Origin of the sequence: Vibrio sp. zbq_1 (assembly GCF_043102935.1) — a bacterium.
Classification (GTDB): Bacteria; Pseudomonadota; Gammaproteobacteria; order Enterobacterales; family Vibrionaceae; genus Vibrio; species Vibrio parahaemolyticus.
On record NZ_JBICJH010000004.1, the window covers coordinates 863,621 to 889,316 of the forward strand.

The 25,696-nt window shown below is 43.6% G+C and carries 16 protein-coding genes and 4 tRNA genes; 7 read left to right on the forward strand and 13 right to left on the reverse strand.

Annotation, left to right across the window (positions count from 1 at the left end; translation table 11 throughout):
• Window positions 1–109 precede the first annotated feature (109 nt).
• Window positions 110–550, forward strand: coding sequence for a DUF4174 domain-containing protein (locus ACF8CV_RS04205; protein WP_005486276.1), 441 nt, complete (start codon window positions 110–112; stop codon window positions 548–550).
• A gap of 44 nt (window positions 551–594) precedes the next feature.
• Here ACF8CV_RS04205 and cobA read toward each other — a convergent pair whose 3' ends face one another.
• The 4 genes from cobA to nirB form a co-directional block, all read right to left on the reverse strand.
• Window positions 595–1,353, reverse strand: coding sequence for a uroporphyrinogen-III C-methyltransferase (gene cobA / locus ACF8CV_RS04210; RefSeq protein ID WP_031819437.1), 759 nt, complete (start codon window positions 1,351–1,353; stop codon window positions 595–597).
• A 173-nt stretch (window positions 1,354–1,526) separates the two neighbouring features.
• The gene (locus ACF8CV_RS04215; protein WP_015313275.1) at window positions 1,527–2,375 is read right to left on the reverse strand and encodes a formate/nitrite transporter family protein; all 849 of its coding nucleotides are present in this window, start codon (window positions 2,373–2,375) and stop codon (window positions 1,527–1,529) included.
• 202 nt (window positions 2,376–2,577) lie between these two features.
• Complete coding sequence (gene nirD, locus ACF8CV_RS04220; protein ID WP_138937306.1) at window positions 2,578–2,901, reverse strand: nitrite reductase small subunit NirD; 324 nt, start codon at window positions 2,899–2,901, stop codon at window positions 2,578–2,580.
• A 13-nt stretch (window positions 2,902–2,914) separates the two neighbouring features.
• Complete coding sequence (nirB, locus tag ACF8CV_RS04225; protein WP_138937307.1) at window positions 2,915–5,479, reverse strand: nitrite reductase large subunit NirB; 2,565 nt, start codon at window positions 5,477–5,479, stop codon at window positions 2,915–2,917.
• Between the two features lie 439 nt (window positions 5,480–5,918).
• On the opposite strand from nirB, the gene rnk reads away from it, so the two are divergent.
• Together rnk and ACF8CV_RS04235 are read left to right on the forward strand one after the other, a co-directional pair.
• Entirely contained in the window at window positions 5,919–6,326 is a 408-nt protein-coding gene (gene rnk, locus ACF8CV_RS04230) for a nucleoside diphosphate kinase regulator (protein WP_005480352.1), read from the forward strand.
• Between the two features lie 434 nt (window positions 6,327–6,760).
• Window positions 6,761–8,395, forward strand: a complete 1,635-nt coding sequence (locus ACF8CV_RS04235) for a hypothetical protein (RefSeq protein WP_045626294.1) — start codon at window positions 6,761–6,763, stop codon at window positions 8,393–8,395.
• Between the two features lie 78 nt (window positions 8,396–8,473).
• Here ACF8CV_RS04235 and ACF8CV_RS04240 read toward each other — a convergent pair whose 3' ends face one another.
• The 3 genes from ACF8CV_RS04240 to ACF8CV_RS04250 form a co-directional block, all read right to left on the reverse strand.
• Window positions 8,474–10,276 (reverse strand): Ig-like domain-containing protein, encoded by a 1,803-nt coding sequence (locus ACF8CV_RS04240; protein WP_155006945.1) that lies wholly within the window; start codon window positions 10,274–10,276, stop codon window positions 8,474–8,476.
• A gap of 843 nt (window positions 10,277–11,119) precedes the next feature.
• A tRNA-Cys gene (locus ACF8CV_RS04245) sits at window positions 11,120–11,193 on the reverse strand.
• A gap of 73 nt (window positions 11,194–11,266) precedes the next feature.
• Window positions 11,267–11,353 (reverse strand) — tRNA-Leu (locus ACF8CV_RS04250).
• Between the two features lie 677 nt (window positions 11,354–12,030).
• Between ACF8CV_RS04250 and ACF8CV_RS04255 the strand changes: the two genes are divergently transcribed.
• Entirely contained in the window at window positions 12,031–14,280 is a 2,250-nt protein-coding gene (locus ACF8CV_RS04255) for a hypothetical protein (protein ID WP_171055854.1), read from the forward strand.
• 104 nt (window positions 14,281–14,384) lie between these two features.
• Here the strand turns inward: ACF8CV_RS04255 and ACF8CV_RS04260 are convergent, their stop codons facing one another.
• A complete protein-coding gene (locus ACF8CV_RS04260; RefSeq protein ID WP_138937309.1) occupies window positions 14,385–17,069 on the reverse strand; it encodes an Ig-like domain-containing protein in 2,685 nt (894 codons plus the stop codon).
• Window positions 17,070–17,853: 784 nt separating this feature from the next.
• On the reverse strand, window positions 17,854–18,642 hold the full coding sequence (locus ACF8CV_RS04265; protein ID WP_025505708.1) for a thioredoxin domain-containing protein: 789 nt from the start codon (window positions 18,640–18,642) through the stop codon (window positions 17,854–17,856).
• Between the two features lie 443 nt (window positions 18,643–19,085).
• Between ACF8CV_RS04265 and ACF8CV_RS04270 the strand changes: the two genes are divergently transcribed.
• Window positions 19,086–20,018, forward strand: a complete 933-nt coding sequence (locus ACF8CV_RS04270; protein WP_138937310.1) for a CHAD domain-containing protein — start codon at window positions 19,086–19,088, stop codon at window positions 20,016–20,018.
• 97 nt (window positions 20,019–20,115) lie between these two features.
• On the forward strand, window positions 20,116–20,904 hold the full coding sequence (locus tag ACF8CV_RS04275; RefSeq protein ID WP_005460910.1) for a lipase: 789 nt from the start codon (window positions 20,116–20,118) through the stop codon (window positions 20,902–20,904).
• Window positions 20,905–20,966: 62 nt separating this feature from the next.
• On the opposite strand, the gene ACF8CV_RS04280 is transcribed toward ACF8CV_RS04275, so the two are convergent.
• From ACF8CV_RS04280 to ACF8CV_RS04295, 4 genes are all read right to left on the reverse strand, one after another.
• Window positions 20,967–21,221, reverse strand: coding sequence for a hypothetical protein (locus tag ACF8CV_RS04280; RefSeq protein ID WP_005460888.1), 255 nt, complete (start codon window positions 21,219–21,221; stop codon window positions 20,967–20,969).
• Window positions 21,222–21,351: 130 nt separating this feature from the next.
• Window positions 21,352–22,875 (reverse strand): alpha-amylase, encoded by a 1,524-nt coding sequence (gene amyS, locus ACF8CV_RS04285; protein WP_025505706.1) that lies wholly within the window; start codon window positions 22,873–22,875, stop codon window positions 21,352–21,354.
• Window positions 22,876–23,204: 329 nt separating this feature from the next.
• Window positions 23,205–23,278, reverse strand: a tRNA-Cys gene (locus ACF8CV_RS04290).
• A 73-nt stretch (window positions 23,279–23,351) separates the two neighbouring features.
• A tRNA-Leu gene (locus ACF8CV_RS04295) sits at window positions 23,352–23,438 on the reverse strand.
• A gap of 535 nt (window positions 23,439–23,973) precedes the next feature.
• On the opposite strand from ACF8CV_RS04295, the gene ACF8CV_RS04300 reads away from it, so the two are divergent.
• The gene (locus tag ACF8CV_RS04300; protein WP_138937311.1) at window positions 23,974–25,605 is read left to right on the forward strand and encodes a methyl-accepting chemotaxis protein; all 1,632 of its coding nucleotides are present in this window, start codon (window positions 23,974–23,976) and stop codon (window positions 25,603–25,605) included.
• Window positions 25,606–25,696 lie beyond the last annotated feature (91 nt).

Genomic DNA, 25,696 nt, shown 5'->3' on the forward strand with positions numbered 1-25,696 from the left:
CATACCGATAATTTGCCGCCTACCCTAAGCCAGATCGCCCAAAAGCACAATGAGCCAATTCCACTAAACTTAACGTATAAACGGAAAATCGCGTTTTTAGGAGTGAGTCATGAGTGGAAAGTTATTGGTGATACTGCTTTCGTGTATCTTTGCCTCGACGGCACTCGGCTATCCTGCGCACACTCAATACTGGCCGCATCGCAGTGTTCTGTATTTCGCGCCTGAAAATGATGATTACGTAAAACAGTTCTTGCTTGAAGCATTGATGCACGAGTGCGAGTTAGTTGATAGAGATGTCGTCACACTGGTGATCACAGAAGATGGCTACACCGTGCCAAGCTGGCTTAAAGAAGAGTTTGATTTAAAGATACTCGCAGAGATCTACAGCGTGAAAAAAGGCGAGCACACTGCGATTTTGCTCGGTAAAGATGGCTTAGAAAAATACCGCTGGGGGGCAGAAACCGACTGGCAATACATTAACGATTTGATTGACCAAATGCCGATGCGAAAACAAGAGATGCAGAGGCAGCGAAGCCCCTGCGAAATCTGAAGCACTTGAGGAAATGAAGACTCGTGAAGAAACAGGATTCTTCGTTACTTTCCGAACCACGCCAACTTATTATGCAGCTGCGTAACGCTCCCCACCACTATCAATGCAGGGCTCACTGCTTGCTCTGCCATGCTAGACAATTCATTTAGTTTACCTTGGAACACGCGTTGCTCTGGTCGCGTCCCATTTTCGATGATTGCGCATGACATTTCTGGGTCTAAGCCGTGCGTGATGAGCTTGTCCATAATGTGACTGCTTTGCTTCAAACCCATGTAGAACACAAGTGTGTTGTTTGACTGCGCTAACGAGTGCCATTCAATTTCGCGACCGTCTTTTTGCACGTGACCCGTGATGAATTGAACGCTTTGCGCATGATCACGGTGCGTTAATGGAATACCTGCGTAAGCCGTCGCGCCAGCCGCAGCAGTGATCCCCGGCACCACTTCATATTGAATACCGTATTCTGCAAGCTCTTCCAACTCTTCACCGCCACGTCCAAAGATAAATGAATCACCACCTTTTAGGCGCACAACGCGTTTTCCTTCTTGTGCTTTTTCCACCAAAATTTGGTTGATCTTATCTTGTGGTACGCAGTGAAAATCGAGCTTTTTCCCGACATAAATCATCTCTGCGGATGCCTGTGCTAACTCTAGAATCTCTTTCGATACCAAACGGTCATACACCACAACTTCAGCCGCTTGAATCGCTTTCAACCCTTTGACCGTCAGTAAGTCAGGATCGCCAGGCCCAGCACCAACAAGAGAAACAAAGCCGCTGTTTAAAGATGAGTTCGCAGTAGTCATATCAACGCCTATCGGAAAATTTGGATATAAAGAGTAACACTCACCTAATTGGCTTAGGGGTCAAACTACCCCAAGGAGTTATTACTTTTTATAGCTAAATCAATACAATATCTATCGAAAGTTAAATGAGTTGAATAGCCCTACCCACCAAAGGTAGGGCCAAATAAAACGGTTTATTTTGCGATTGCAGGTTCTGCAATAACGTCCTCTTCTACACTTAGAGAAGGCGCTGTTTTCGCATGAGTTAGGTACAGTGGCAAACAAGTCATGACAAGACCACCGATGATGTTACCTAGAATGGTTGGGATTAAGTTGAAGTTCAACCAAGTCGCGATACCAAAGTCCGCACCTAGAATCATACCTAGTGGGAATAGGAACATGTTTACCACAGTGTGCTCAAATACGAGTGCGAAGAAGATGAAGATTGGGAACCACATCATCGCCACGCGACCGGATACTGAACGCGCAGTCATGTTGCCAATCACGCCTAGACACACCATTAGGTTACAGAAGATGCCGCGTACGAAACACGTGATCCATCCGTCCATACCCATGTTTTCAAAACCAAGGCTACGCGCTGTAGAAACAGCGACAAACTTCTTCGCTACCGCGTTGAGTTCTAGAGAAAAGTTACCGGTTAGAGAAATCGCCACAAGGTAAGCCACAATCAGAGAACCAATCAGGTTACCCAAGCCTACCAGCCCCCAGCAACGGAAAATGCGCCCCCAAGTGATGCCCGGACGGTTTGCAAACTTCGCCAAAGGCGCAAGACCAAATACACCTGTAACTAGGTCGTAACCCATCACACTAAGAATCACAAAACCAACAGGGAAAACAAGTGCGCCCACAAGGCCAATTCCCGTTTGCACCATCGCAGTAATCGCGACAACTACCGCTAACGACAAAATAATGCCCGCCATCGTGCCACGAAGCAGAAGATCGCGCGTGCTTGTATTGGTTTTTGCTTCACCAACGTTGATCATGGTTTGCACGAATTCAGCAGGTTTAAAGTCTGTAGACATGAATGTGTCCTTATTCAAAATTGAAAGTTAAAAGTTGAAGATTGAATAGAGAAAGGCTTCCCGCTGACATCCACTGCTGTCGACATCATCTCGCTTCCCTGTCCCCCGGAAATGATGCGTGGAAAGCCTTTGTCTATTGAATCTATGAAACGGATACCGAAAGGCGAAGAAACATCCCTCCTCCACAGAGGAGGGATTAAACTTACGCTTGAATCTCGACTTCGCCGTTTGTCACGCGCGCTTTGTACGCTTTCACGTTAAAACGCTCGTCTTCCATACAAGCACCTGTTGTCAGGTTAAAGCGTTGCTTCTTAAGCGGGCTCGCCACCCAAAGCTCTCCTTGATGCTCACAAATCAAACCGCGAGAAAGCACGTTCGATTGGAAGAACGGGTCGGTGTTGCTGATAGCTAACACTTCTTCCGCTTCTGTTGGGCGGAACACCGCAACTTGCTGACCGTCAACCAATGCACAAACACCTGTGCCCGGTACGATGTCGCTGATGTGGCAAATCTTTTCAAATGACATGTTCAACCTTCCCTTATGCTTCAGTGATCGCTACGTGTAGGATGTCGCCTTTCGCTTCAGGATGTTTCTCCGTGAAGGTCGCTGGGCGGTGCTGTTCGCGCTCTTGAACAAACACAACGTTGTCATCGCGCTTGTCAGAGTTGATGAAGTGTGCGAAACGAGTCAGTTGTGATTCGTCGTTGATGGTTGCCGTCCACTCACACTCGTACTCGTCTACAAGCTTCGCTACGTCAGCTTCTAGTTGAGCGTTGATGCCAAGTTTGTCTTCAACAATCACTGCGCGTAGGTAGTCAACACCACCTTCCATGTTTTCCATCCAAACTGATGTGCGTTGTAGTGGCGCAGCAGTACGGATGTAGAACATCATGAAGCGGTCGATGTACTTGATTAGCGTTTCTTTATCTAGATCGCTGGCTAGTAAGTCTGCGTGACGAGGTTTCATGCCGCCGTTACCACAAACGTACATATTCCAACCTGCGTCAGTCGCGATGATACCAAGGTCTTTACCTTGTGCTTCCGCACACTCACGAGTACAGCCAGAAACACCGAACTTCATCTTATGAGGCGTACGAATGCCTTTGTAACGGTTCTCGATGTAAGAACCTAGACCAACAGAATCTTGAACGCCGTAACGACACCAAGTTGAGCCAACACAGGTCTTCGCCATACGAAGTGCTTTTGCGTACGCTTGACCTGTTTCGAAACCAGCGTCGATAAGCTTGCGCCAGATCTCTGGAAGATCGTCTTTTTGAGCACCAAACAGACCAATACGCTGAGCGCCGGTGACTTTGGTGTACAGGTTGTATTCAGCAGCAACGTTCGCTAGCGCACCCAGTGCTTGAGGCGTTACTTCACCACCCGCCATACGTGGAATAACAGAGTAAGTACCGTCTTTTTGGATGTTACCTAGGAAGTTGTCGTTCGTGTCGTGCAGCTTAACCAGTTTTGGCTTAAGAATGTGCTCACCCCAGCAAGAAGCCAAGATAGAACCAGCCAATGGTTTACAAACTTCACAGCCGTAACCTTTACCGTATTTCTCTAGAAGCTCATCAAACGTTTTGATCTCTTCAATACGGATTAGGTGGAACAGCTCTTGGCGCGAGTAAGCAAAGTGCTCACACACATCGTTCTTCACTTCGATACCCGATTTAGCAAGCTCAGCATTTAGAACAGACGTCACTAGAGGAATACAGCCACCACAGCCTGTACCTGCGCCAGTCACTGCTTTGATGTCACCCAATGTGTGGTGACCATCAGCAACCGCTTGTGCGATCTTGCCTTTGGTTACGTCGAAACATGAACAGATCACTGCGCTTTCTGGTAGTGCATCCGCACCGAGTGCTGGTTTCTCAGCGCCTGCGTGTGCAGGAAGGATCAACGCATCTGGGTGTTCTGGTAGGTCGATTTCGTTCAACATCAGTTGAAGCAGATCGCCGTAGTCAGACGTATCACCCACCAATACCGCACCGAGCAGTTTCTTGTTGTCTTCAGAAACGATAAGACGTTTGTAAACTTCTTGCTCTTCGTTTTGATAAACGTAGCTCTTACAACCTTCTGTACGGCCATTCGCATCACCAATCGAGCCCACTTTCACGCCAAGCAGTTTTAGCTTCGCAGACATATCAGCGCCTTCGAATTTGCTTTCTGTGTTACCTAGTAGGTGATCAACCGCAACGGTCGCCATCTTGTAACCAGGAGCAACAAGGCCGTAGAACATTTCATTCCAAGACGCACACTCACCAATCGCGTAGATGTTCTCATCAGAAGTCTGGCAGTGGTCGTTGATGGCAACACCGCCACGAGGGCCAAGTTCTAGCTCCATTTGGCGAGCCAGTTTGTCTTGTGGACGAATACCCGCAGAAAATACGATGAAGTCTGTCTCTAACTCAGTGCCGTCAGCAAAACGCATGACGTTACGAGCATTTTTACCTTCTGCTGCAATCTCTAGCGTGTTTTTGCTGGTATGAACGTTCACGCCCATACGCTCGATTTTTTGACGAAGTTGATTACCACCAGCAAGGTCAAGTTGCTCAGCCATTAGCTTTGGCGCGAACTCAACGACGTGTGTTTCTACACCGAGTGCCTTTAGTGCGCCTGCAGCTTCAAGACCTAGCAGACCGCCACCGATAACCACGCCTGATTTACTCTTCTTCGCACACGCTTCGATCGCTTTAAGATCTTCGATTGTGCGGTAAACAAAACAGTCTTTGCTTTCATGACCTTTGATAGGCGGAACAAATGGGAATGAGCCAGTAGCAAGAATCAGCTTGTCGTATTGAACTTCACGACCAGTGCTTGAGTAAACGATTCGGTTTTCACGGTTGATGTTAATCGCGCGTTCACCGATCAACATATTGATGCCGTGTTTCTCGTAAAAGCCTTCTTTAACTAGAGACAGTTCGTCAGCTGTGTGGTGAGAAAAGTAAGAGGAAAGGTGCACACGGTCGTATGCGACACGAGGTTCTTCACAGAAAACGGTGATATCCATTTGCGAGACATCCGTTTTCTCGACTAAGTCTTCGATGTAACGGTGCCCTACCATACCGTTACCGATAACTACTAGCTTCAACTTGCTCATTGTACTTCCTAAGGGTTAGGTTCTTATCACTGAGCGCATTGTTAATTGTGAAAGAAAATTAATACATGATGTAAATCAATTACAAATTCAAACTACCCTAAAGGGGTAGTCGGCTCTATTTGCTCTGTTTACTTATAAAATAAGGTAATTTATTAACGAATATTGGTAGTTTTTACAAAGAACGCTTATAAGCAATCAGCTGCCCATGATAAGTTATGGTTATAAGGAAGAATTTTTTACCGAACAGCGTTCGAAGTGTTTGATAGTTTTAGAAAAAATCAAGCCCCACAATAAAAATCTTTTACTAGCTAACAGATTGCATAAAGACTAGAATCAAAAGCAGTTCATATGGAATGAAAACCATGTGATTTATACCGTAATTGACATATAGAGCGCCGTCCCATGTTTATGAGGCGGCATTTTATTTGGGAGTCATAAAATGTCAGAAAACAACTCTATCTATATCTCAAGCTTAGATATGAACAGAATTACCGCCCTGCTGGATAAGATGCCAAACATCGCTGCAGAGCTTGTTGAGCTAGAAGCAGAGCTTGACCGCGCAACAGTTTTAGAACCAGAAGAGATGCCGTCGAATGTGGTCACCATGAACTCAACCGTTGAGTTTAAATTTGCAGGCGAAGAAAGAACCATGACCAAAACATTGGTCTACCCATCGGAGCTAAAAAGCAGCGATGACATTTCGATTTTTGCTCCTGTTGGTAGCGCACTAATCGGTTTGTCTGTGGGCCAAAAGCTCGATTGGCCAATGCCAAACAAACAAGTGAAGACGATTGAAATTGTCGATATCACATACCAACCTGAGCGTTGTGGTGCACTAAACCGCTAACCCTCAGGAGTCCCGGTGCAAAGGACATCGCAAGACTTTGCACCAGGAGAGCTTCTCGAACTTTTTCTTACATTGTCGCTTTTCACTTTCGGCTTCCCTCTCGCTTCCTTGCTACTCTCTTCGCCAGCCTCTACAACCTGTTCACGTGTGTTACACATTGTCCATCTGATACAGATTTCTGTCTTTTCAATCGAATTCATACGCTTATCGTTCCGTATCACCTAAACACCGCAATCTAAACTGTTCACCTCGACAGCTTGAAATTATTTTTTCCAAATTTTTCAGCCAGTTAACTAACGGATTACTTCTTGCTTAATCCCTCCCGTACGTAACGAGCCCAGCGTCAATCGTGATGACGTGTTAATTGGAGACGCTCCTTGCCGTTATGAGCGCCAATCGGCTCGTATCTTCTGTTTGGAAAAGGAGAAAGTAAGATGGACTTTAATAAACTGGTGATATTGGCTCGAGCATTTTGCTTGGGGCTGATATTGAGTGTGTTCGCCTCGCCGACTTGGGCGGTTCATGATCTGGGCACCTTCGAACTGGAAGGTAATGCAACAGACGACGCCGTTGCTGGGGATGATTGGGAAAATATTTACGATGGTAGCGACAGTGCCAATGTCGATACTGGGATTCTTCCCGATCCGTCACCTATCTCCATATTTACTGGTGGTCGAAAAGATATTCAAGACATATCAGAATGGTCTCACAAAGATGGTTCTGTACCAGATAAAGATGACTTAACCAATGCTTACGCTGCTGCCTACGGCGTCGATAACGGCGGTGGCGGTTCGGATTTGGTCATTTATTTTGGTGCCGACCGTTTTGCGAACGTAGGTGATGCCTTTATGGGTTTCTGGTTCTTCCAAGATGATGTCCAAGCCCTTGATGACGGTTCGTTCTCTGGTCAACACGTTGTGGGCGACGTTTTGGTATTGATTGATTATCCGCAAGGTGCGAATGATGAACCTTACGCCGCATTGGTAACTTGGGATCCAACCTGTTCAAAAGCGGACAGTAATGACCCTGCCCCTGGCGATTGTGCAGCCAAAAACTTACGCCTACAAGCGGAAACCAGTGGTGCAAACCCTGCTGACTGTTCTGCTGTCAATGATGGTGACTTTGGTTGTGCAACCACCAACAAAGGTGAAACACCAATCCCATCACCTTGGCCATACACTGCAAAAAACGGCACAATGAACGCTTTCCCATACGAAAGCTTCTATGAAGGTGGTGTAAACCTCACTCAACTGCTTGACGGAATCGACGGCACAGCGTCTTGTTTCAGCAGCTTCATGGCTGAAACCCGTTCGTCTGCTTCATTCACCGCATCTTTGAAAGACTTCGTTTTAGGTCAATTCCAGTTATGTGGTATGGAACTTGTGAAAACATGTCCAACTGGTGCGTTATCACCAAGTGGTGACTCAATCATCTACAACTACGAGATCAAAGTAACCAATACTGGCTTTGGTGCACTTTACGATCTTTATGTTGAAGATATTACCGCTGGCGATTCATTCACTGCTGACGTTCTTGCCGCTGGCGAAACTGCAACATTTACTGGTTCCTTTGTTTCGCTCATCAACGGTGTAGAAAATGAGGCTACGGCGAGCGCAGCCATCAAAGATGGTGGCGAACCTGTGCTTACTAAGTCTGACACAGATAGCTGTCCTCCACTTACTCCAGTGGGCGCATTGAGTATCACTAAAGACTGTACAACCTACGTTGAAGAAAACGCATCTGGCGCGTACGGATTAAGAGTGAACTACGAAGGTAAAGTATGTAACGACAGTAAAGTGAAACTTAACGATGTGAAAATTACTGAAATGCATGACGGTATGACAGTCGTTAAAGATGTCGGTACTTTAAATCCTGAAAGCTGTATGAACTACGATGGTACCTACATCCCTGCTCCGGGTAGTGACGTTTCTGGTGGTCCGGTTGTTGCACATGATGTAAGAACCTTCAAAGACACCGTCGTTGCAGAAGGTGTTAACGCCATTACAGGTGTCACTGTCGATACAGGCATGCCTGTAGAGGCAAGCTGTCCACTATGTCCTGCTCCGTAAGCAAGACAAACCGATAGCAGCAATCCACAGTACACAATAACGAAAAAGCCACCTGAAACATAAGGTGGCTTTGCTTTGTTATTTGTTCTTACCTTTGCCTGGTGAAGACCCGCCAGAATCAGGAGATGATTGCAGCGCCACAGTCACCATTGCTGTCGACGTAACATTACCGCTGGTGATCGTATAGCTAAAGCTGTCTTGATTCTTGAATCGCTTCGCTGGTGTGTATTGGATACTCCCATCAGAAAGTAGCTTCACCGTTCCTTTACTCGGTGCGCTCATTGCTGAGATCTCGACAGACACACCATCAGCAATGATGTCATTACCCAACACATTGATGGTTACCGTTGAAACTTTGCTCATCTGAACGTTATCGTCGACCGCCACGACATCACCACTACCCATTTGCTGCTCAGCAACGGCATACGTCGCTTGTTTAGCCACGTTGTAAGCCTCATCTTTCGTGTTTACCACATTAAACGTCACAGGGTAGTCACCAGAGGTTGCACTTAGAGCAGAAGTCACCGCGATGGTAGCCACGCTAGATTCGCCAGACGCAAGGGAAATAGATTGAGAGCTCGCTTGCCAACCACTCTCTACTTGAGCAGACACATCAAAACGAATCGTGCCACAAACGTCATTCGCCGTGTTTGTTACCGTCAGTTGATATTCAACCGTGTCGCCAGCATTAACTTGTGTATCAGACGTCGCTTTCACAGACACACTTGGCGCAGACATCTCGCAAACGCTTGGAGTTACCGAACCACCAAACGATACATTCACACCGGCAAAACCATTGGCTGCACTCGCAAGATTAATCGTGAGACCAGAAACTGGATCGGTGAAACTGTCACCCACTGGTAACGCGGTGTCTTTCCAATCCTTTCGGCCATAAACTTGGCTGTAATCCGAATTTGGCTTCATGTGCAGAAGGTAACTTTCTTCCGCGCCTTCTTCGACTAAACGAACAATCACACCACCCGTCACATCGCCACGAAACAGCATATAAGAGCGGTCATCTAAAAACTGGTCATAACCCATCGCTTGACGATATTCGACATAGAACCACTCCTTCAAGCCAGTATTAGGGTTCACACCGCGAGGTATTTTTAACGCGATGTTTTGTGTTATGTCTTGGGTTTCGTACTCTGCGATTTCATACAAACCATCTTGAGTTGCCGTAATAATGTTTGGTGATTCCGCATCATTCAACCATCCCATACGTTCTTTGTAGTACGTATTGATGTAACCCATATCAGGAGTACCCATAACATCGTACGAGTCGCCGTATTCAATTACGCTACAGTTACTCGATACCGACGCATCGCCACAATCCAACGCCTTGGCGTGGCTCAAACCTAGGTTGTGCCCGAATTCATGCGCAATCACTCTTGCTGACAGCGTGCCATCTATGTATGCACGACTCGGGAACGTTTTCCCTGTTGTTGCAGAACCACCACCAGCACAACCCGATTGCGTCATGATGTAAATGATGCGCTGATAATCCTCAAGCACTACGCCATCAGCACGCGCCATTTTATCCGCTTCCGCTTGAACCGAAGGATAATCACACACCTGATTCGATACAGACAATGTGTACCAACCTGCAACTTGACCACTTAGCCATGTCTTGCCATAGGAGTTTTCTTGGTAAAAATCGTTAACTTCACCAAATACTAACGCGTGCGCCTCTTCTGACGTGATCGGTCGATCGTTAGAATTCTCTTTGAAATTTAATAGCATCACCAACGTATCTTGCTGGCCTATTGAACTGCCTGCGGCTTTGGCGTACTGGATATTTTGTAGAAATAGAAATAAGACGAGTAAGAAAAAGATCCCTTTATTTAGGGCGTGCTTATTCATGCGGAGTTTATCAATCACTGCTTCACCTGAAATAATTATAATAATTATCCTTCCCACCGAGTTAACGATAAGAATATATAGGATTAGATAGAGGTTAAAATTTAGAAAAAATAGAGCCAGAGCTTATTCCATGAATAATCTCAATTTTCTATACATAATGTATTTATTCTTCTAAAACATCACCAACATCAATAAATGAGGCAGCATCATAACAAAGCAAAAGGTTAAAATTCAACCAACCACATCACCAAATTACGTTAATTCTTTGTAAGAGCCAAAGAGTTTCAATCACATCAAACAGTTAAACATCGATCATTTTTTTGCTCAAAAATTGAGAATATTCAATCGTATCAATAATGAACCGATTGCACCCATAAAAAGAAAAACTTCTACAAATCAATTAAATACATGTCAAAAATAGAAAATGAGCGCAGAACTGTTCTCACTCAACTGCTATTAGTTTTTTTACTGACCACATTTCAAAGCCTTACCTTTAGAAAACAACAAAGAACAACAATTAACAAACAAAATAAAAACATTAATTACATTGCACACCAAGTGTAAACTTTATATTTAAGGTTGTATTTATATGAACATAATAGATATAAAATGATGACAATAATAAGATCACTCGAAGAAATATAGAAGCTTCACTCACTATTCAATTCCTACCTGTGAATAAAAAATTGAACAAGATAAATAGTTTTATTCTGTAGAAAAGATGGAAATACACTTTGAATATGATAATGATGTGACAAACAGAATGATGATAATTAATTGTAGCCAGAAAAAGAGAGGAAAATGATTTGTGGGCGCTATAAACGAGAAAAGCCAGTCATAAGAGACTGGCTTTCGAAATAATGGAGGCGCGTCCCGGAGTCGAACCGAGGTCCACGGATTTGCAATCCGCTGCATAGCCACTCTGCCAACGCGCCTTACCTGATTGTTTTCTCATTGTCATGAGAACGATGCTTTAAAACTGAATCTGAAATCCATACATCGTTTTGATGGTGCCCCGGGCCGGACTTGAACCGGCACAGCGCGAACGCCGAGGGATTTTAAATCCCTTGTGTCTACCAATTCCACCACCAGGGCAACGCAAATCTTTGCGATGGTAACACCATCTCTCAGCGGCCTGTGCCGTGAGAACGAGGCGTACTTTAACGGATTAATTTATCTGGTCAACAATAAATTTTATCTTTTTGATTCAGATGTTTAAAAAGCAATCCCAACAGCATAAATCACGCACAATTAGTGCAACTATCATTCAAATCGGTTCCTCACCTCTTGTTCGAATCCCCTTCCCCCAGTCTCTACATTGACTTTGTTAGGCTCAAAAAACCACAGCAAGACACATGACTTTCTCACTCGCTGTCAACAAAGTGTCCACCTGTTAACTCGAACACTACCCAAGTGGCACGTTTTTCTTTCCCTCTATAACCGACTGATATCCCGTTTAATTTCTAGGAATGGCCTCCTAGACCGTTTCCCAACAAGTTAACACTCTGTTCACACAAAGTGTTTTTGAAACAGTTTTAAAAAACACAAAATATTTAAAAATCAATGCAATAGGTGTTGGTTTGTTTTTTGCTCTCTAGTGGGCACCGACAAGCGCTCCACCATACAAGTTTCAGAACACACACTTTGTGGAGCAATTGTCATGGGACAGGGGGCACAGCAGTTCGTGTGTTCAATGATGCCGGAGTCCAGTGTTGGCATCATTGGATACTTACATCGCCCTTTTATCAACTTTCAATGAGAAAAGAAGGTAGATGATGGAACATTTAATATTTCACCCACATAAAACGCTGTTCAGCGCCATGTTACTAGGTGCAGCAGCGCTTTATGGGCCAACAGCCTTAGCTCAAGATCCTGGCATACAAAGCGTTTGTATGGAGGATCAATATGGAAAGAGTTTGAACTGTACAGCAAATGACATAAACATTGCTGAAGCTTCAAACATCAAAATAATTGAAATCGATGGTCAGCCAGTTGATCCAGACACCACAGTCTGTGTCGCAGGTAAGGATGTTACCTTTGAAGCTGATTTTAATGTCGTCTCAACCGCAAGTGATCGTTACGACATCGGTTTATATTTCCAAAGAAATGGGGCTCCAGACGCGCTTAACGGAAGCTGTAATATCTACACGTTAAGCGATGAATACTCAACCAACGCATCAAACACAGATGGCGACTCTTGTTGGGACGTAGAACAAGCTGCAGTAGTTGTTCACTCAACAACTATCACCACACTTTGTCAGGACTCTGACGGTGACGGGCAACTCAACCTGCCAAACTGTGTAAGCTGGCGACAACCTGGTAAAAATGAAGTTTGTGAGGATGGTAATGATGCCTACCCTGGCGCTCCATCAAAATGTAATTGTGATGATGATTACAACATCCCAATCTTTATTCAGCCAGATCCACCTGTATCAACTAAGTCTGTTAATAAAACAACCGGCTCAGAACCTGGTGACGAGTTTATCTATACGATTAAAATCGTTCCAGCTGACAGTACAGGCAATAGTGTCTTCGTAACAAAAATTGAAGATGAAGTGTCTTCTAGTACTGATTCTGATTCACAAACCTTCTTGCTAAATAGTGTTGGTGGCGGTAATGAAATTGGCACAACAAAAGGTCACTACACTCTCATGTCTAGTGGCTTAGCGAATGCTTGTGAAAATCTCGTACTACCTTATGAGATCCCACCAGAAGCCGTTGGTTTAGAATGTACATTCAAAATAGCGATTAGTGATGACGACTTACCAAACATTCCTACTGCGGAATCGTTTGAAAACTATGTTCGTTCTACTATCGTCGATGAATATGGTGAACCTGTTGGGGATAACACTTGTACCGTCGCGAGTACCGCTGGTACGCCAAATCCTAACTGTAGTAATGAGGTCGTCGTGACACTCACAAATGTACCTCCGGTAATTTCCGTTACTAAATCCGCTAACCCAACAACTGTTGTAGAGAGTCTTGCTGGTGAACCTGTCGAATACACTGTGGTAATTACCAACAATTCTTCAGTTGACGCGGTAGAGATCACTTCTATAACGGATGATCAGTACAATATTGCTGCTGAAGCGGCGACATGTCTGGGAGCAGTACTCGGAACTGGTGGATCATGTCAATTCAGCTACACACGAAATGTTACTGGTAATGTGGGTGATCCTGCATTTGTAAACACGGTAACTGCAAAGGCTTATGACAACGAAAACGACTCCGATGAAGACTCTGGTCAAGCGAGTGTGTCCTTTAGTAACAGCCCTGGTGCTATTGATTTGGTAAAAACTCCTAATGCTTTAGACGAGCCACCATATTCGGTAACAGAGTCTGGTGACAATGTAAACTTCACGTTTACTATTACCAATACATCCCCAGTGGACAGTATCACTCTTACAGAAATGACGGATGACAAACTTGGTGTATTGTTCGACTCAGTAAGCTATCAAGGCGATTGTGACTTCTATGGTGATGTCTTAGCTCCTGGAGATACTCGATTCTGTACTGTTAGTTCCTTCCTATCGGGTGAGCCAGATGCACCGCATATGAACACCGCTCAAGTAACTGGTGAGACAGATGACGCGGTTCCTGAAATAGTCACAGACACCGATAACGGTAAAGTAGCATTTATCAATGAACCTGCTGACATTAACTTGAGCTTCGCTCTGTCACTAACATTGAACCTCAACATTGCCAATGCTTCTAGTTATGAGGCGGTCAACTTAAATGCGCTTAGTGTTGCGGGTACACCGATTGCGGCTGGTCAAGGTAATACACATTACATGATTACCGCAAGTGACTGTCCGGTTGCGTTCCCATTCTCTATTGCAGCGAATGGCAACATGAACTGTACATTTAGTGTTGATTTATTAACACCTGATGCTTCGGTAGATAATTTGTTTAGATCTGCTGGTTCAGGTGGTTTATTGCTAATCTCAGTAGCCGATGAAGATGGCGGACCTGCTGTAGAGCCAGTGATTTCAGTCAACGCACAAGCGATATTGGCACCTTAACCTTTAGGTAGCCACACGAAGATCTTGAATTATCTTTGTATAAAAGGGGCAATGGTATCACCCACTGCCCCTTTTCATTTGATTGGACTTTACTTACAACAGAACTATTTTCGGCCCTTTCCTTTACTTGAATCGTTGCCAGAAGAGCTCGCCATACTAATATACACAGATGCTGTCGAAGTAAGGGAGCCATCGCTGATAGTGTAACTAAAGCTATCGCTGCCTTTAAAGCTTTTCGCTGGCGTATATATTAACTGGCCATTTGACGTAATTTGTACTGAACCTTTCGAACCTTGAGTCACAGATGTTATCGTCAGTCTATCTCCTTCAGGATCGCTATCATTTGCAAGTACATTAATGCTCACTGAATCTTTTGAGGTCACTTCCACTCGATCAGTTTGAGCAGTTGGCGCAGTGTTCACCTGAACTGGAACTGAGATGCTGAAACTCACTCTTTTACTAACACTTAGACTTGAATCCGACAAGTGCTGCGCCGTAATAGCAATATCATATGTACCCTCTGTTGCTTCAGTGCTTGACGTTATGTTCATTGTGAGCGATTGAGTTTCACTTGGGTTCAATGTAATAGCCCCACTATTGGCGCTCCACCCACTTGGTACACTCGCCGCTAGGGTAAATGTACTCGCGTCACAAGTAACACTGTCTTGGTTAGTCAGTGTCGCGGTGTAACTCGCTGTGCTGCCTGCTTCAAGCTCATCAGTTTGACTTGCCGATAACACCAACAATGGCGTTCCACGTAAGCAGGCTTCCACTGGCGTTTCGATGACATAATTTTCTGTCGCCTTCGTGAAGTAGTTCGTATCAGCGCTGTTTGTTACATTAAATAGTATTGAATAATTACCATCCGTCGCAGCAACATCAGAAGTCACATCAATTAACACACTTTCACTAGCACCAGGATCTAAATTTAGCGTAGACGAGGTTGCAGTCCACCCACTTGGTACCAAAGCGTCAACTTCAAATTCTGACGCATCACAACCTGCCGCATCATTGTTAGTGACCGTAACGTTATAGCCAAGTGTGCTACCCGATTCCGCTTCAACATTTTGACTAGGAGAAACGGTAACAACAGGATCACTCTTGTTGCATACTGGCTGAGTAAAGCTGATATGAACACTTGCTCCAGTATTATCTGCCCATTCTGTAGTCATAGTGATTCCAGCATCGGCATCTGTATAGGTTGAACCGACAGCCAATGTAGAATCGTTCCAGTCCATAACTTGGCTTGCTGGTGTTAAATCGATGATTTGGCTGCTATTCATATCAGACTCAGTACCCAAGCGCATCGTTACACCCGATGTTAGAGATGGATAGCTCTCTAGGTAGCTGTCAAAACCTGTCGGCTGACGATACTCCAAGTAGTACCATAGCTTTTTTCCAGTCGAATCAACGCCACGCTGAACTTTTATTGCCTTTGCTTCGCTTTCGGGAGCTAATTCATAAGGCTCTAATATGTAGCTACCATCGGAACTGACTTCAATAATTTTGCCTGCGACTGACGATGACTCTGCAGAAAACCACCCAAGACTGTCTTTATTGAAAGCATTGAAATGTCCGGTAAAACCAGGCGCTCCCATGATCTCTAAGCTGTCGCCGTATTCAATCGTGTAACAATCCCCACTAATCACATCGACACCACATTCAAGCTTTTTAGCATGATGTAACCCGAGGTTGTGACCAAGTTCGTGAGCGACAGTCCTTAGTGTCAAAGAACCATTTACCCAAGTTCTCGATGGTGTCCCCCCCACTGTACCTTTTCCTGTCCACCCACAATCTGCAATCTTAGGAAAAACAAAAACGACTCGGCTGTAACTATCGATATCTACATTTTTAGTTGCAGCAACATCTTTACTTGCAGTGTAAATCTGCGCAGTATCGCAAACTGAGTTAATAGGCAACGTGTAATAACCTAGAACATCTCCAGCAAACCACGTCTGATTATTTGAATTTTCTTTATAGAAATCATTCACCGAGCCAAACACTAGATCGGTTACTTCTTCAACAGACCATGGTTCTTGTACATCGTCCTGAAAATTCACTAGCATCACGAGAGTCGATTGTTCACCTAAAGTATTGGACAAAGTGAAAGATGATGTGCTCGTCGATGCACTACCTGTGCTGCCATCAGCCAAAACAAGTAGACTTTGTTGTGATTCTTCCAGAACTAGCGCGCTTTGATTATCAAACTTCCAACCACGCGCACGTACTTTTGCACCCGACTGAATCGCGTTGATTGGTGATTGTGAAGAACCGTGCACCTCAATAAGTCCCTCAGAGGTGTTTAGTACGTGTCGAAGACGGCTCTTGCTGTGATCTTCATAATCTTCGTAGAAGACTTCCAGTTCGCCTTCTAGCGTTTGCTCCTGCTCTAGCAAAGCTTGTACTTTTTCAGGCATACCTTTGCGAGCTTTTGCAGTCAGAGCAACCTGCGCTACCGCGCTAGGATCTGACTGAAACAACTCGGAAAGCAATGCTTGACGACCGTGAGCAAGAGAAATCATTTGCTCTAGATAGTGATGTTTGTTTTTCGCCGATGCACCGCGATAATCAGCCATCGCCTGCTTTAATGCGCTGGTATTATCTTTAGCCTGTTGGCGTTTTCCCTTAGCAGTAGGTGAAACCAATTTTTCTTGTTGAATCACATGTCCATGTGGGATGTCTTGCGACTGCGCCGTCGCGTTGAATGTCAGAGATAAGAGGCCGATAAGAGCCGTTATTGATAGTTTAAATGTATTGGAAGTAACAATATTAAAATGGGTATTAAACATACTTAATTTCTTATGTATTTTTATCTTTGGTTCTTAATTTTTGCGCAGCAGAAGTCCGCAATCATGTCGATCGCTTGACGCTTAGGGAGCGCAAATAACTAAGCTAAACGCATGAATTTCCATTCATTTCGAAAAGCTACAAACGTTAAAGGTAAGCAATAGATGCTAGAATTAGAACCCCAAAGACATCTAATAATTAGTCAATAAGATGCCGTGCCTTTTAACAAAAATTAAAAAGCAAAACTCTAAAATAGTCGTTTATTATTTAGGTTAAACTTGCATTAGTAACACAAGATAAATTATTTATTTGTATGCAATAAATTTACCCCTCTTTCCTATTTTTTAAGCGCAGGTTGGTTTTTGAAGGTAAAATCCTACAAACACAGTGATTGAATTTCAACCAAAAACAATTAATTTTTATCGCAAGATCAAACATTCTTATTTAAAGCATGAATATATAAGAAGATTTAAATTACAAGTAAAATGCCAATCCCAATATGAATTCAGCTTAATATAACTTTGCCATTTTAATATATGCTCAAAGTTAACCCATGAAAAATAAGAAATTTATCTTAAATAACCAAAAATTAACACAAACAAAACAATTATTAAGCATCGATGATTTAAGAAGATCTATGTGTGTGGTTTCAATTCACCAGAACAACTATAAATATCGACACCTAATATCAATATATAAAGACAAGCTCTAAATTAATAAACTGGTTAATTTAGATAAAATAAAAGGCAACTAACATTAGTTGCCTTTTATTCAATATGAAAAATATTATTTTGCTTTATCGCTATTCGACAACTGCTCTAATAGCGATTCAAACACTGCATACCTCTGCGCGCCCACTACTATCTGTGGTTCTACAAGTTGATCGTTTTCGACGCGACCAATTAAGAAACTTGGCGTACCACGAATGCCCAAGGATTTTCCTAACGTCAAATCTTGTTCAACTTTGTTAGCAATTGATTGATCTTTCATGCACTTGTTGAACTCTTCCAAGTTCAACGATAAATCTGTGGCTGCTTTTTGATAGAGTTCGTCTCCTAAGTCTTTGACATTGCTAAACAGCATATCTCGCATTGGCCAGTAGGAATTTTGGTGAAGACTACACGTAGCTGCGATCGCAGCCCCCATGGCTTTCGCGTGAAAACTCAACGGGAAATCGCGCGCAATATATTGAACTTTACCAGTATCAATATAATTTTCTTTTATCTGTTTAAAAGCACTGTCTGTAAATCGTTTACAATAAGGACATTGAAAATCAGAAAATTCAATAATAGCAATTTTTGCGTCTTTACTTCCAAGAAGTGGCAATGTGCCATCTTCGGTAAAGTTAGGTTGATTTGGCAAAGTCGGTGGCTCTTTTTTGGGTGGGTTAAATGCCAAATCTTTCATTTCTTTCACTTCATTTTCTATTTTTCCTACTTCTTTTGTTAGTTGACTGATCTCTTGTTTTAATGACTCAATTTCTGACTTTAGCTTATCGTTATCATCCGACTGACAACCCGTTAAAAACTGCAGTAATACTAACGGTATGACGATTCTTACTGTTTGTATAAACATCTCACGCCCTCACTATGAAATAGTACGAATATAAATTCGCACTTTACTTATCCCTATTAAAAGATTTGCTGAGATGTCATTGACAGAATATGCCTGTTAAGTGATTAGAGAAAATTTAAACTATCAGTAATAACAACAAGCTACAGATTTCCATCTAATCTGAGTATTAATAAATTCCGAATAACTATTAACACTGACGATAAGACAGCAATTTCTTTCAAGTTGGTAAAAAGTATTGTAAAGGAGTCGATATAAGTCAATTCGGTTAATAATATGGTTATAAAAAATGGTCATATTATGCTTATATAAAATGACGATCGGCTAACGACATGTATTTAAAACAATTAATTTATTGCTTGGTAAGATTTCGATTTATTTGAACGACTTTTATGTCTATGCAATATCAACCTCTACACTTAGTCTAAGCATGTTGGAGGAAAACCATGAGCGCCCCACCAAAATCTTCAAGTCGATTGCCACTGCATCTCGATTCCGAACTCTGCTTTGTATTGCCTGATTCCCTTGCGAGAGAGTTTGAGTATGCTCGTTCGTTAGAGCAAGGGATCATGGATAACCTTCACCCTGAATTTACACATCAATATCGCGTCACGTTGCGGCGCATGCGCTCTTTATGCGTTTTACTCAGCGAAGTGATTCCCTGTTTTGAGTTAGCCATCCTCAAGCCTCACTTAAAGACATTAATGAAACAAACGAACTTATTGCGAGACCTAGATGTGTTCACTTTAGACACCAACCAATATCTTGCGATGTTGCCAGAACAGCATTCATCATTAACGCGCATTTTCGCGGATATTGATGCCATGAAGAATGCTGAACAAGTGCGCGTAGCAAGTTGGTTGGCATCACTTGCTTACCAAGCGCATTGCGCTATGGTTCGAAACAGCCTTGAGCGAACTAAACAATACGACTTGCTAAAATACGACATTGAATTAGTGACGTTCGCAAATCAAAAGATTGCCGACCAGTTTAGAAAAGTAAATAACTCACAAAGAAAAATCTCGCCCGCGAGTAAAGACGATGTCATTCACACATTACGCATTAAATGCAAAGCACTGCGCTACTTGCTGGAGTGCTTCTCTGCTATCTATCCCGCACAACAACACAAAGAAAACGTGAAGCAACTTAAGCTACTTCAAGACAAGCTCGGCAACTTCAATGACACTTCGACTCAAATTGCGTTTTTCACCCAGCTCCGCAAAGACAAACGCTACAACAAACAAGATCGTCAAGTACTCAAATCTCTGATTAAGGAAATAAAACAGGCCCATGAGCAGTCTCGGCAATCTACCTTACTTCGTCTAAAAAGTTTTGATTCATTTATCAATGACGCTTCAACGTTAGAGATTTACCGTTAACCGCGAGGATTGAACCAATAAACATTCTGCTGATGTTCACGTGTTCTTCACACTCGCTCACTAGAGTATAAGGTTGGACAGTTTTAAGTAAGACAACGTGAAACCACTAAAACGATACCAATACGAACGCTACGCCGTACTGTGCAACCTCGCGTATCCAAGAGTCTTTAAACAAACACGTTATGGCTTCGATCCCAATGGTCAGCGAATCATCCGAAACGAACACGGCAAGATTATGATTCGCGTACTGTGGAGCAAAAACCGCGATGAAGTCGTGGTCGTTATTAAAGGTTCTCACAGCATTACCGATTGGTTGCTCAACTTTGCAATGTGGACACGAAGCTGCCGTCGATTAGGTCTCAACTACCGTATTCACGCAGGGTTTTATCACCTATTGTTCCAAGAAAGTTTACCTAGTAGAAACGAAGACCGCTTAGGTTTGAGCGTGATAGAACGGCTAGAAGCAACCGTTGTCCCGCTCATTCTGCAAGGCAAGCGCATTTCGGTGACAGGCCACTCTTCTGGTGGTGCAATTGGTAGCGTGTTTGCGGATTACATAGAAAAGAAGTATCCGAAAAGCATCAAGCGCGTTGTGACTTTCGGGCAGCCCGCCATTGGTGACTGGACGTTCAAACGCCGTTATCGTTTGGCACATAAAACCTACCGAATTTGTTGTGATATCGATATTGTGACGTTCATGCCTCCGGTGCCTTTTCTTTACTGGCACGTCGGAAAAATGCTGTGGCTGTACAATGGCAGAATTTATGAGAACACGCCGACACTCATTCGCCTCGGGCGTTCACTGTTTAGTTGGCTGATTCGTCCGTTTTCTTACCATTTAATGAGTAAGTACATCCGAAACAAAGACTTTTTCGATGAACGTTGACTGAAAAACCAAACGATAGACATAAAAAAGCCGGACTGATCCGGCTTTTTCTAAGATTTGAATTACAGTGAAGCAATTTCTTTCTCAAGTTGATATTTGCTGTCGGTGACGATTCTCTCTAGCACTTCAACGCGTCGTTTTAACTCGCCAATTTGCTTTTTGAGGCTTTCTTGTTCTTCTTGGCTCATCGTATTTCGCTCAGAAATCTCTAACGCTCGAACTTCTTTACGATGATTTAAGATCAACTTGACGATCCCGCCTCCAAAAATGGCACCAAACACAATGGCGACAACCAATACATCAGCAATAGATTCCATTCTTTATATTCCTCTAGATAATGCTCAAATATAAGTTACGCATTTGTTACATGAATATCAAATAACGCCTTGATTAAATGTAATGTTTCATTGAAATTTGCATGTTCTGTATCAAAATCACAGGACGACGTTACTTAACGCCCACCCAAACCGAAACTGAACCACCATTGACAGGAAATTCTGCCCAGCCATTGGCATCGGTCCAAACATCTTCAGTTCGGATACCCAGCTTGTCGACATAGCGCGTGCTTGGCTTACCGGTATACATCCATTTTGTGCCGCCCGGTCCATCACTCATGATCACCGCCATTGAGTTTGGATGTTCAGCATCGCCCTCTCGAGTCCAGCCAATCACATCCCAATGGTCGAGATAAGAATTCTGTTTGCCATACGCATACTCTTTACGCAGTGTTACAAGTTCTTCAATGTAAGGCACTTTGGCCATATTGATGTTGTAGCCTTTGTCGCTGTACTGCGCGCCGTAGTAATCTGCGTAGAACACCGATGGATAACCTTCTTCACGCAATAAAATGAATGCGTAAGCAAGAGGCTTGAACCACCAATCTACTGTCGACTCTAACGCCTGCAGTGGCTGTGTATCGTGGTTTTCTACGAGAGTCACTGCTTTGACTGGGTTGTCCTTCATCAACGTGCCATTCATGATTTGGCGCATATCGTAATTGCCGCCAGATTTTGACGCGTTGTAGAAGTTCATGTGAAGCGGCGCATCGAACAACGACATACTGCCAGAGGTCTTAGTAATAAAGTTGTGCAGTTGATTTACGTCGTAATTCCAATACTCACCAACGGTGAAAAGCTCTTTGCCTGTTTTCCAACGTAAATGATCAATCCACTCTTGTAGATACTGATATTTAATGTGCTTCACGGCATCCATTCTAAAGCCATCAACGCCGGTCATGTTGATGTACCACTCACCCCAATCTTTCAGCTCTTGTTTAACTTCTGGGTGATCCATGTCTAAATCGGCGTACATTAGGTAGTCGTAATTGCCTTTTTCAGAGCTGACTTCCCAATCCCATGCTTTTCCTTCGCCTTTGAATTTAAAGATCGCTTTTTCTTTGCCGGCGTCATCCCAGTCAACACCGTCAAAGTGATACCAAGTCCAATGGAAGTTCGAGTATTTGTCGTTGCGGCCAGGAAAATTAAACTCAACCCAAGCTTCAATCCATTTGTCGCCCAGTTCAATGTTACGGTTGTCCCAATCAACACGCTTGGTATCGACCCACGACTTCCCATCTGCGCCACCTCGGTGGTTAAACACAACGTCGCCGTAAATTTGGATATTGTTGTTGTGTGCGGCATTGATTGCAGAGATGTACTGAGCCTTGGTGCCGTATTTGGTTCGTACTGAGCCTTTTTGGTCAAACTCACCTAAATCGTACATATCATAGACGCCATAACCGACGTCATTACTGCCGCCCGCGCCTTTGTACGCTGGCGGTAGCCAGAGCGCTGTAAAACCGTTTTCAGCGAGTGCTGGAGCATTGCTTTCAACCTGCGTCCATAATGCGCCATCATTAGGTACGTACCAATGAAAATACTGCATCATGGTGCCATTTTGCCCAGCAAAGGCAGGAGCACTGAGCAGCAAAGTTAGCGGTAAAAAAGTGCGTTTTAATTTGAATGTTTTCATTATTTTTCTCTCACGTTAAAGGACTAAAACCCGCTTTCTGACCTACCATGCAGCTGCAATAGCAACACATAAAACTTGCTAACGTATTGTCTGTAAGACAGAAAGTTCGGATTACAATCGAAGAGAAATTAACACCAATCTACCCATACAATTATTGAGTTGATTAACATTTATAAAATCAATAATTAGCGTGTGTAAAATATTGAATGACGATCAAATGAGTTTGGTGATACGGATACGAATGAAACAAAGCGAAGAGAAGAGAAGAAGCGATTTGCGAGCACTAGAAACGAGAAAAGCCAGTCATAAGAGACTGGCTTTCGAAATAATGGAGGCGCGTCCCGGAGTCGAACCGAGGTCCACGGATTTGCAATCCGCTGCATAGCCACTCTGCCAACGCGCCTTACCTGATTGTTTTCTCATTGTCATGAGAACGATGCTTTAAAACTGAATTTGAAATCCATACATCGTTTTGATGGTGCCCCGGGCCGGACTTGAACCGGCACAGCGCGAACGCCGAGGGATTTTAAATCCCTTGTGTCTACCAATTCCACCACCAGGGCAACGCAAATCTTTGCGATGGTAACACCATCTCTCAGCGGCCTGTGCCGTGAGAACGAGGCGTACTTTAACGGATTAATTTATCTGGTCAACAATAAATTTTACCTTTTTGATTCAAACGATTAAAAAGCACGCTAACAAGTTTAATTGACGATCAATCAGCACACATTTTCGTCACCAAATGAGTAAAACAATAAGTTCAGCAAGCGTCGCATCGCGCTCTTATCATATCCATGCACAACAATTCCGGTACTTCCCTCACCTTTTGTGCATTAAGCACATCGTTAACACCCCGTAAAAATGGAAGCGTCCTTTCATTTTCAACAATTTGTTACACGTAAATGCATAAAACGCCTGGTCTTACCATTATAAAACCATTGACATAATTTATTTTTTTGAAAAGCTCAATGCGTTATCGAAAATCGTTTCGATTAATGATACTTTAAATGTGTTGCAGTAATTTAATGGATCAATATCACATATAAGGACGTGGTTTACTTTGACGACACTGCATAAAAAAAACAAGGTATATCACCAATGTCTATCAGAAACCTATCTATTGCGAAGAAAATTTCGCTCTCTTTTTTACTGATTGCGCTTATTAATATTGTATTTGGCGTGTTTTTGTCTAAAGAGCTCAAAGAAATCAAATCTGAGCTTTTAAACTATACTGATGACACTCTTCCAGCAATGGAAAGAGTGGATGCGATCCGAGATGATCTTTCTCACTGGCGTCGCTCTCAATTTGCTACTTACACCTATAAGGACGCAGATAAGATCAGAAACAAAATCGCAAGTAACATCCGTGAACGCGAAAAGATCAGCAAAGAACTTGAAGCTTACGGCTCAACCATTTGGCCAGGTGAAGAACAACAAACGTTCCAACGCCTAATGCGTCAATGGAAACAGTACTTAGTTACTATGGACCAATACAATGAGTCGATGTTAGCAGGCAACAAAACCGAAGCGCTCGCTGTTCTATCTAACTCTTTAAATGACTTCGAAGCCGTCGATTCTGATCTAAACGAGCTAATCCGCTTGTTGAAAGTCGCAATGGACAGCAACAAAAATCACATCCTTTCTTCAGTGAACGGTTTGAGCAACTCATCCATCGCGAGCAACGTGACCATTCTAGTGATCATGATTGTTATGACGCTTGTTCTAACGCGTTTGATTTGTGGCCCACTACAACTTGTTGTGGAACAAGCAAACTCGATTGCGAAAGGTGACCTTTCTAAAGACATCGATCGTAAATTGATTGGTAACGATGAACTGGGCGAGTTGGCAGATGCAACGACTAAGATGCAAAACGACCTACGCCAAGTTATCGACAACGTTATTGCCGCTGTAACGCAATTGAGCAGTGCAGTAGAAGAGATGAACCAAATCTCTGAGCTTTCTGCTTCTGGCATGAAAGACCAACAGCTACAAATCACGCACATTGCAACAGCAATGACGGAAATGAAAGCTGCGGTAGCCGACGTTGCACGCAACACGGAAGAGTCAGCGAGCCAAGCAAACGATGCAAACCACCGTACACAACTTGGTGTGCGTGAAACACAAAGCATGGTTGATGCGATTGGTGAAGTAGCAAATGTTATCGGCGCTGCTGGTGATACAGTTTCAGAGCTTGAACAGCAATCGAACCAAATCAACGTTGTGGTTGATGTTATCCGTGATATCGCAGATCAAACAAACTTGCTTGCGCTTAACGCCGCTATTGAAGCAGCGCGCGCTGGTGAATCGGGCCGTGGCTTTGCAGTTGTAGCGGACGAAGTTCGTACTCTTGCTGGCCGTACTCAAGATTCAACAAGTGAAATCACAGCGATCATCGAGCAGCTACAATCACTAGCGAAAGACGCGAAATCAGCGACTGAGCTTTCTCGCACAAGCATTGCCGAGTGCGCTGACCAAGGCATCCAGTCAAAACAACTGATGAATGACATCGAACATGCGATTTCTGATATCTCAGACATGGGCAGTCAAATCGCAACAGCATGTAACCAGCAAGACTCAGTTGCTGAGGAACTAAGCCGTAGCATCGAAAACATCCATCTTGCGTCTCAAGAGGTCGCGCAAGGTTCAGAGCAAACTGCACAAGCTTGCCGCGAACTGAGCCAGCTATCCGTATCTCTTCAAGATGTAATGAGCCGCTTTAAGTTAAACTAAAACGACTCGACAAAAACGCTCCAAGCTCCGCAGTTTGGGGCGTTTTGTTTTTCTGGCGTACATTCCCTCGTACGCTTTCCTTTAACAATAA

Bases quoted from the DNA above. Each gene is read 5' to 3' on its own strand.
- ACF8CV_RS04205 (WP_005486276.1), top strand. From the start codon at position 110: ATGAGTGGAAAGTTATTGGTGATACTGCTTTCGTGTATCTTTGCCTCG.
- cobA (WP_031819437.1), bottom strand. From the start codon at position 1,353: ATGACTACTGCGAACTCATCTTTAAACAGCGGCTTTGTTTCTCTTGTT.
- ACF8CV_RS04215 (WP_015313275.1), bottom strand. From the start codon at position 2,375: ATGTCTACAGACTTTAAACCTGCTGAATTCGTGCAAACCATGATCAAC.
- nirD (WP_138937306.1), bottom strand. From the start codon at position 2,901: ATGTCATTTGAAAAGATTTGCCACATCAGCGACATCGTACCGGGCACA.
- nirB (WP_138937307.1), bottom strand. From the start codon at position 5,479: ATGAGCAAGTTGAAGCTAGTAGTTATCGGTAACGGTATGGTAGGGCAC.
- rnk (WP_005480352.1), top strand. From the start codon at position 5,919: ATGTCAGAAAACAACTCTATCTATATCTCAAGCTTAGATATGAACAGA.
- ACF8CV_RS04235 (WP_045626294.1), top strand. From the start codon at position 6,761: ATGGACTTTAATAAACTGGTGATATTGGCTCGAGCATTTTGCTTGGGG.
- ACF8CV_RS04255 (WP_171055854.1), top strand. From the start codon at position 12,031: ATGATGGAACATTTAATATTTCACCCACATAAAACGCTGTTCAGCGCC.
- ACF8CV_RS04260 (WP_138937309.1), bottom strand. From the start codon at position 17,069: ATGTTTAATACCCATTTTAATATTGTTACTTCCAATACATTTAAACTA.
- ACF8CV_RS04265 (WP_025505708.1), bottom strand. From the start codon at position 18,642: ATGTTTATACAAACAGTAAGAATCGTCATACCGTTAGTATTACTGCAG.
- ACF8CV_RS04270 (WP_138937310.1), top strand. From the start codon at position 19,086: ATGAGCGCCCCACCAAAATCTTCAAGTCGATTGCCACTGCATCTCGAT.
- ACF8CV_RS04280 (WP_005460888.1), bottom strand. From the start codon at position 21,221: ATGGAATCTATTGCTGATGTATTGGTTGTCGCCATTGTGTTTGGTGCC.
- amyS (WP_025505706.1), bottom strand. From the start codon at position 22,875: ATGAAAACATTCAAATTAAAACGCACTTTTTTACCGCTAACTTTGCTG.
- ACF8CV_RS04300 (WP_138937311.1), top strand. From the start codon at position 23,974: ATGTCTATCAGAAACCTATCTATTGCGAAGAAAATTTCGCTCTCTTTT.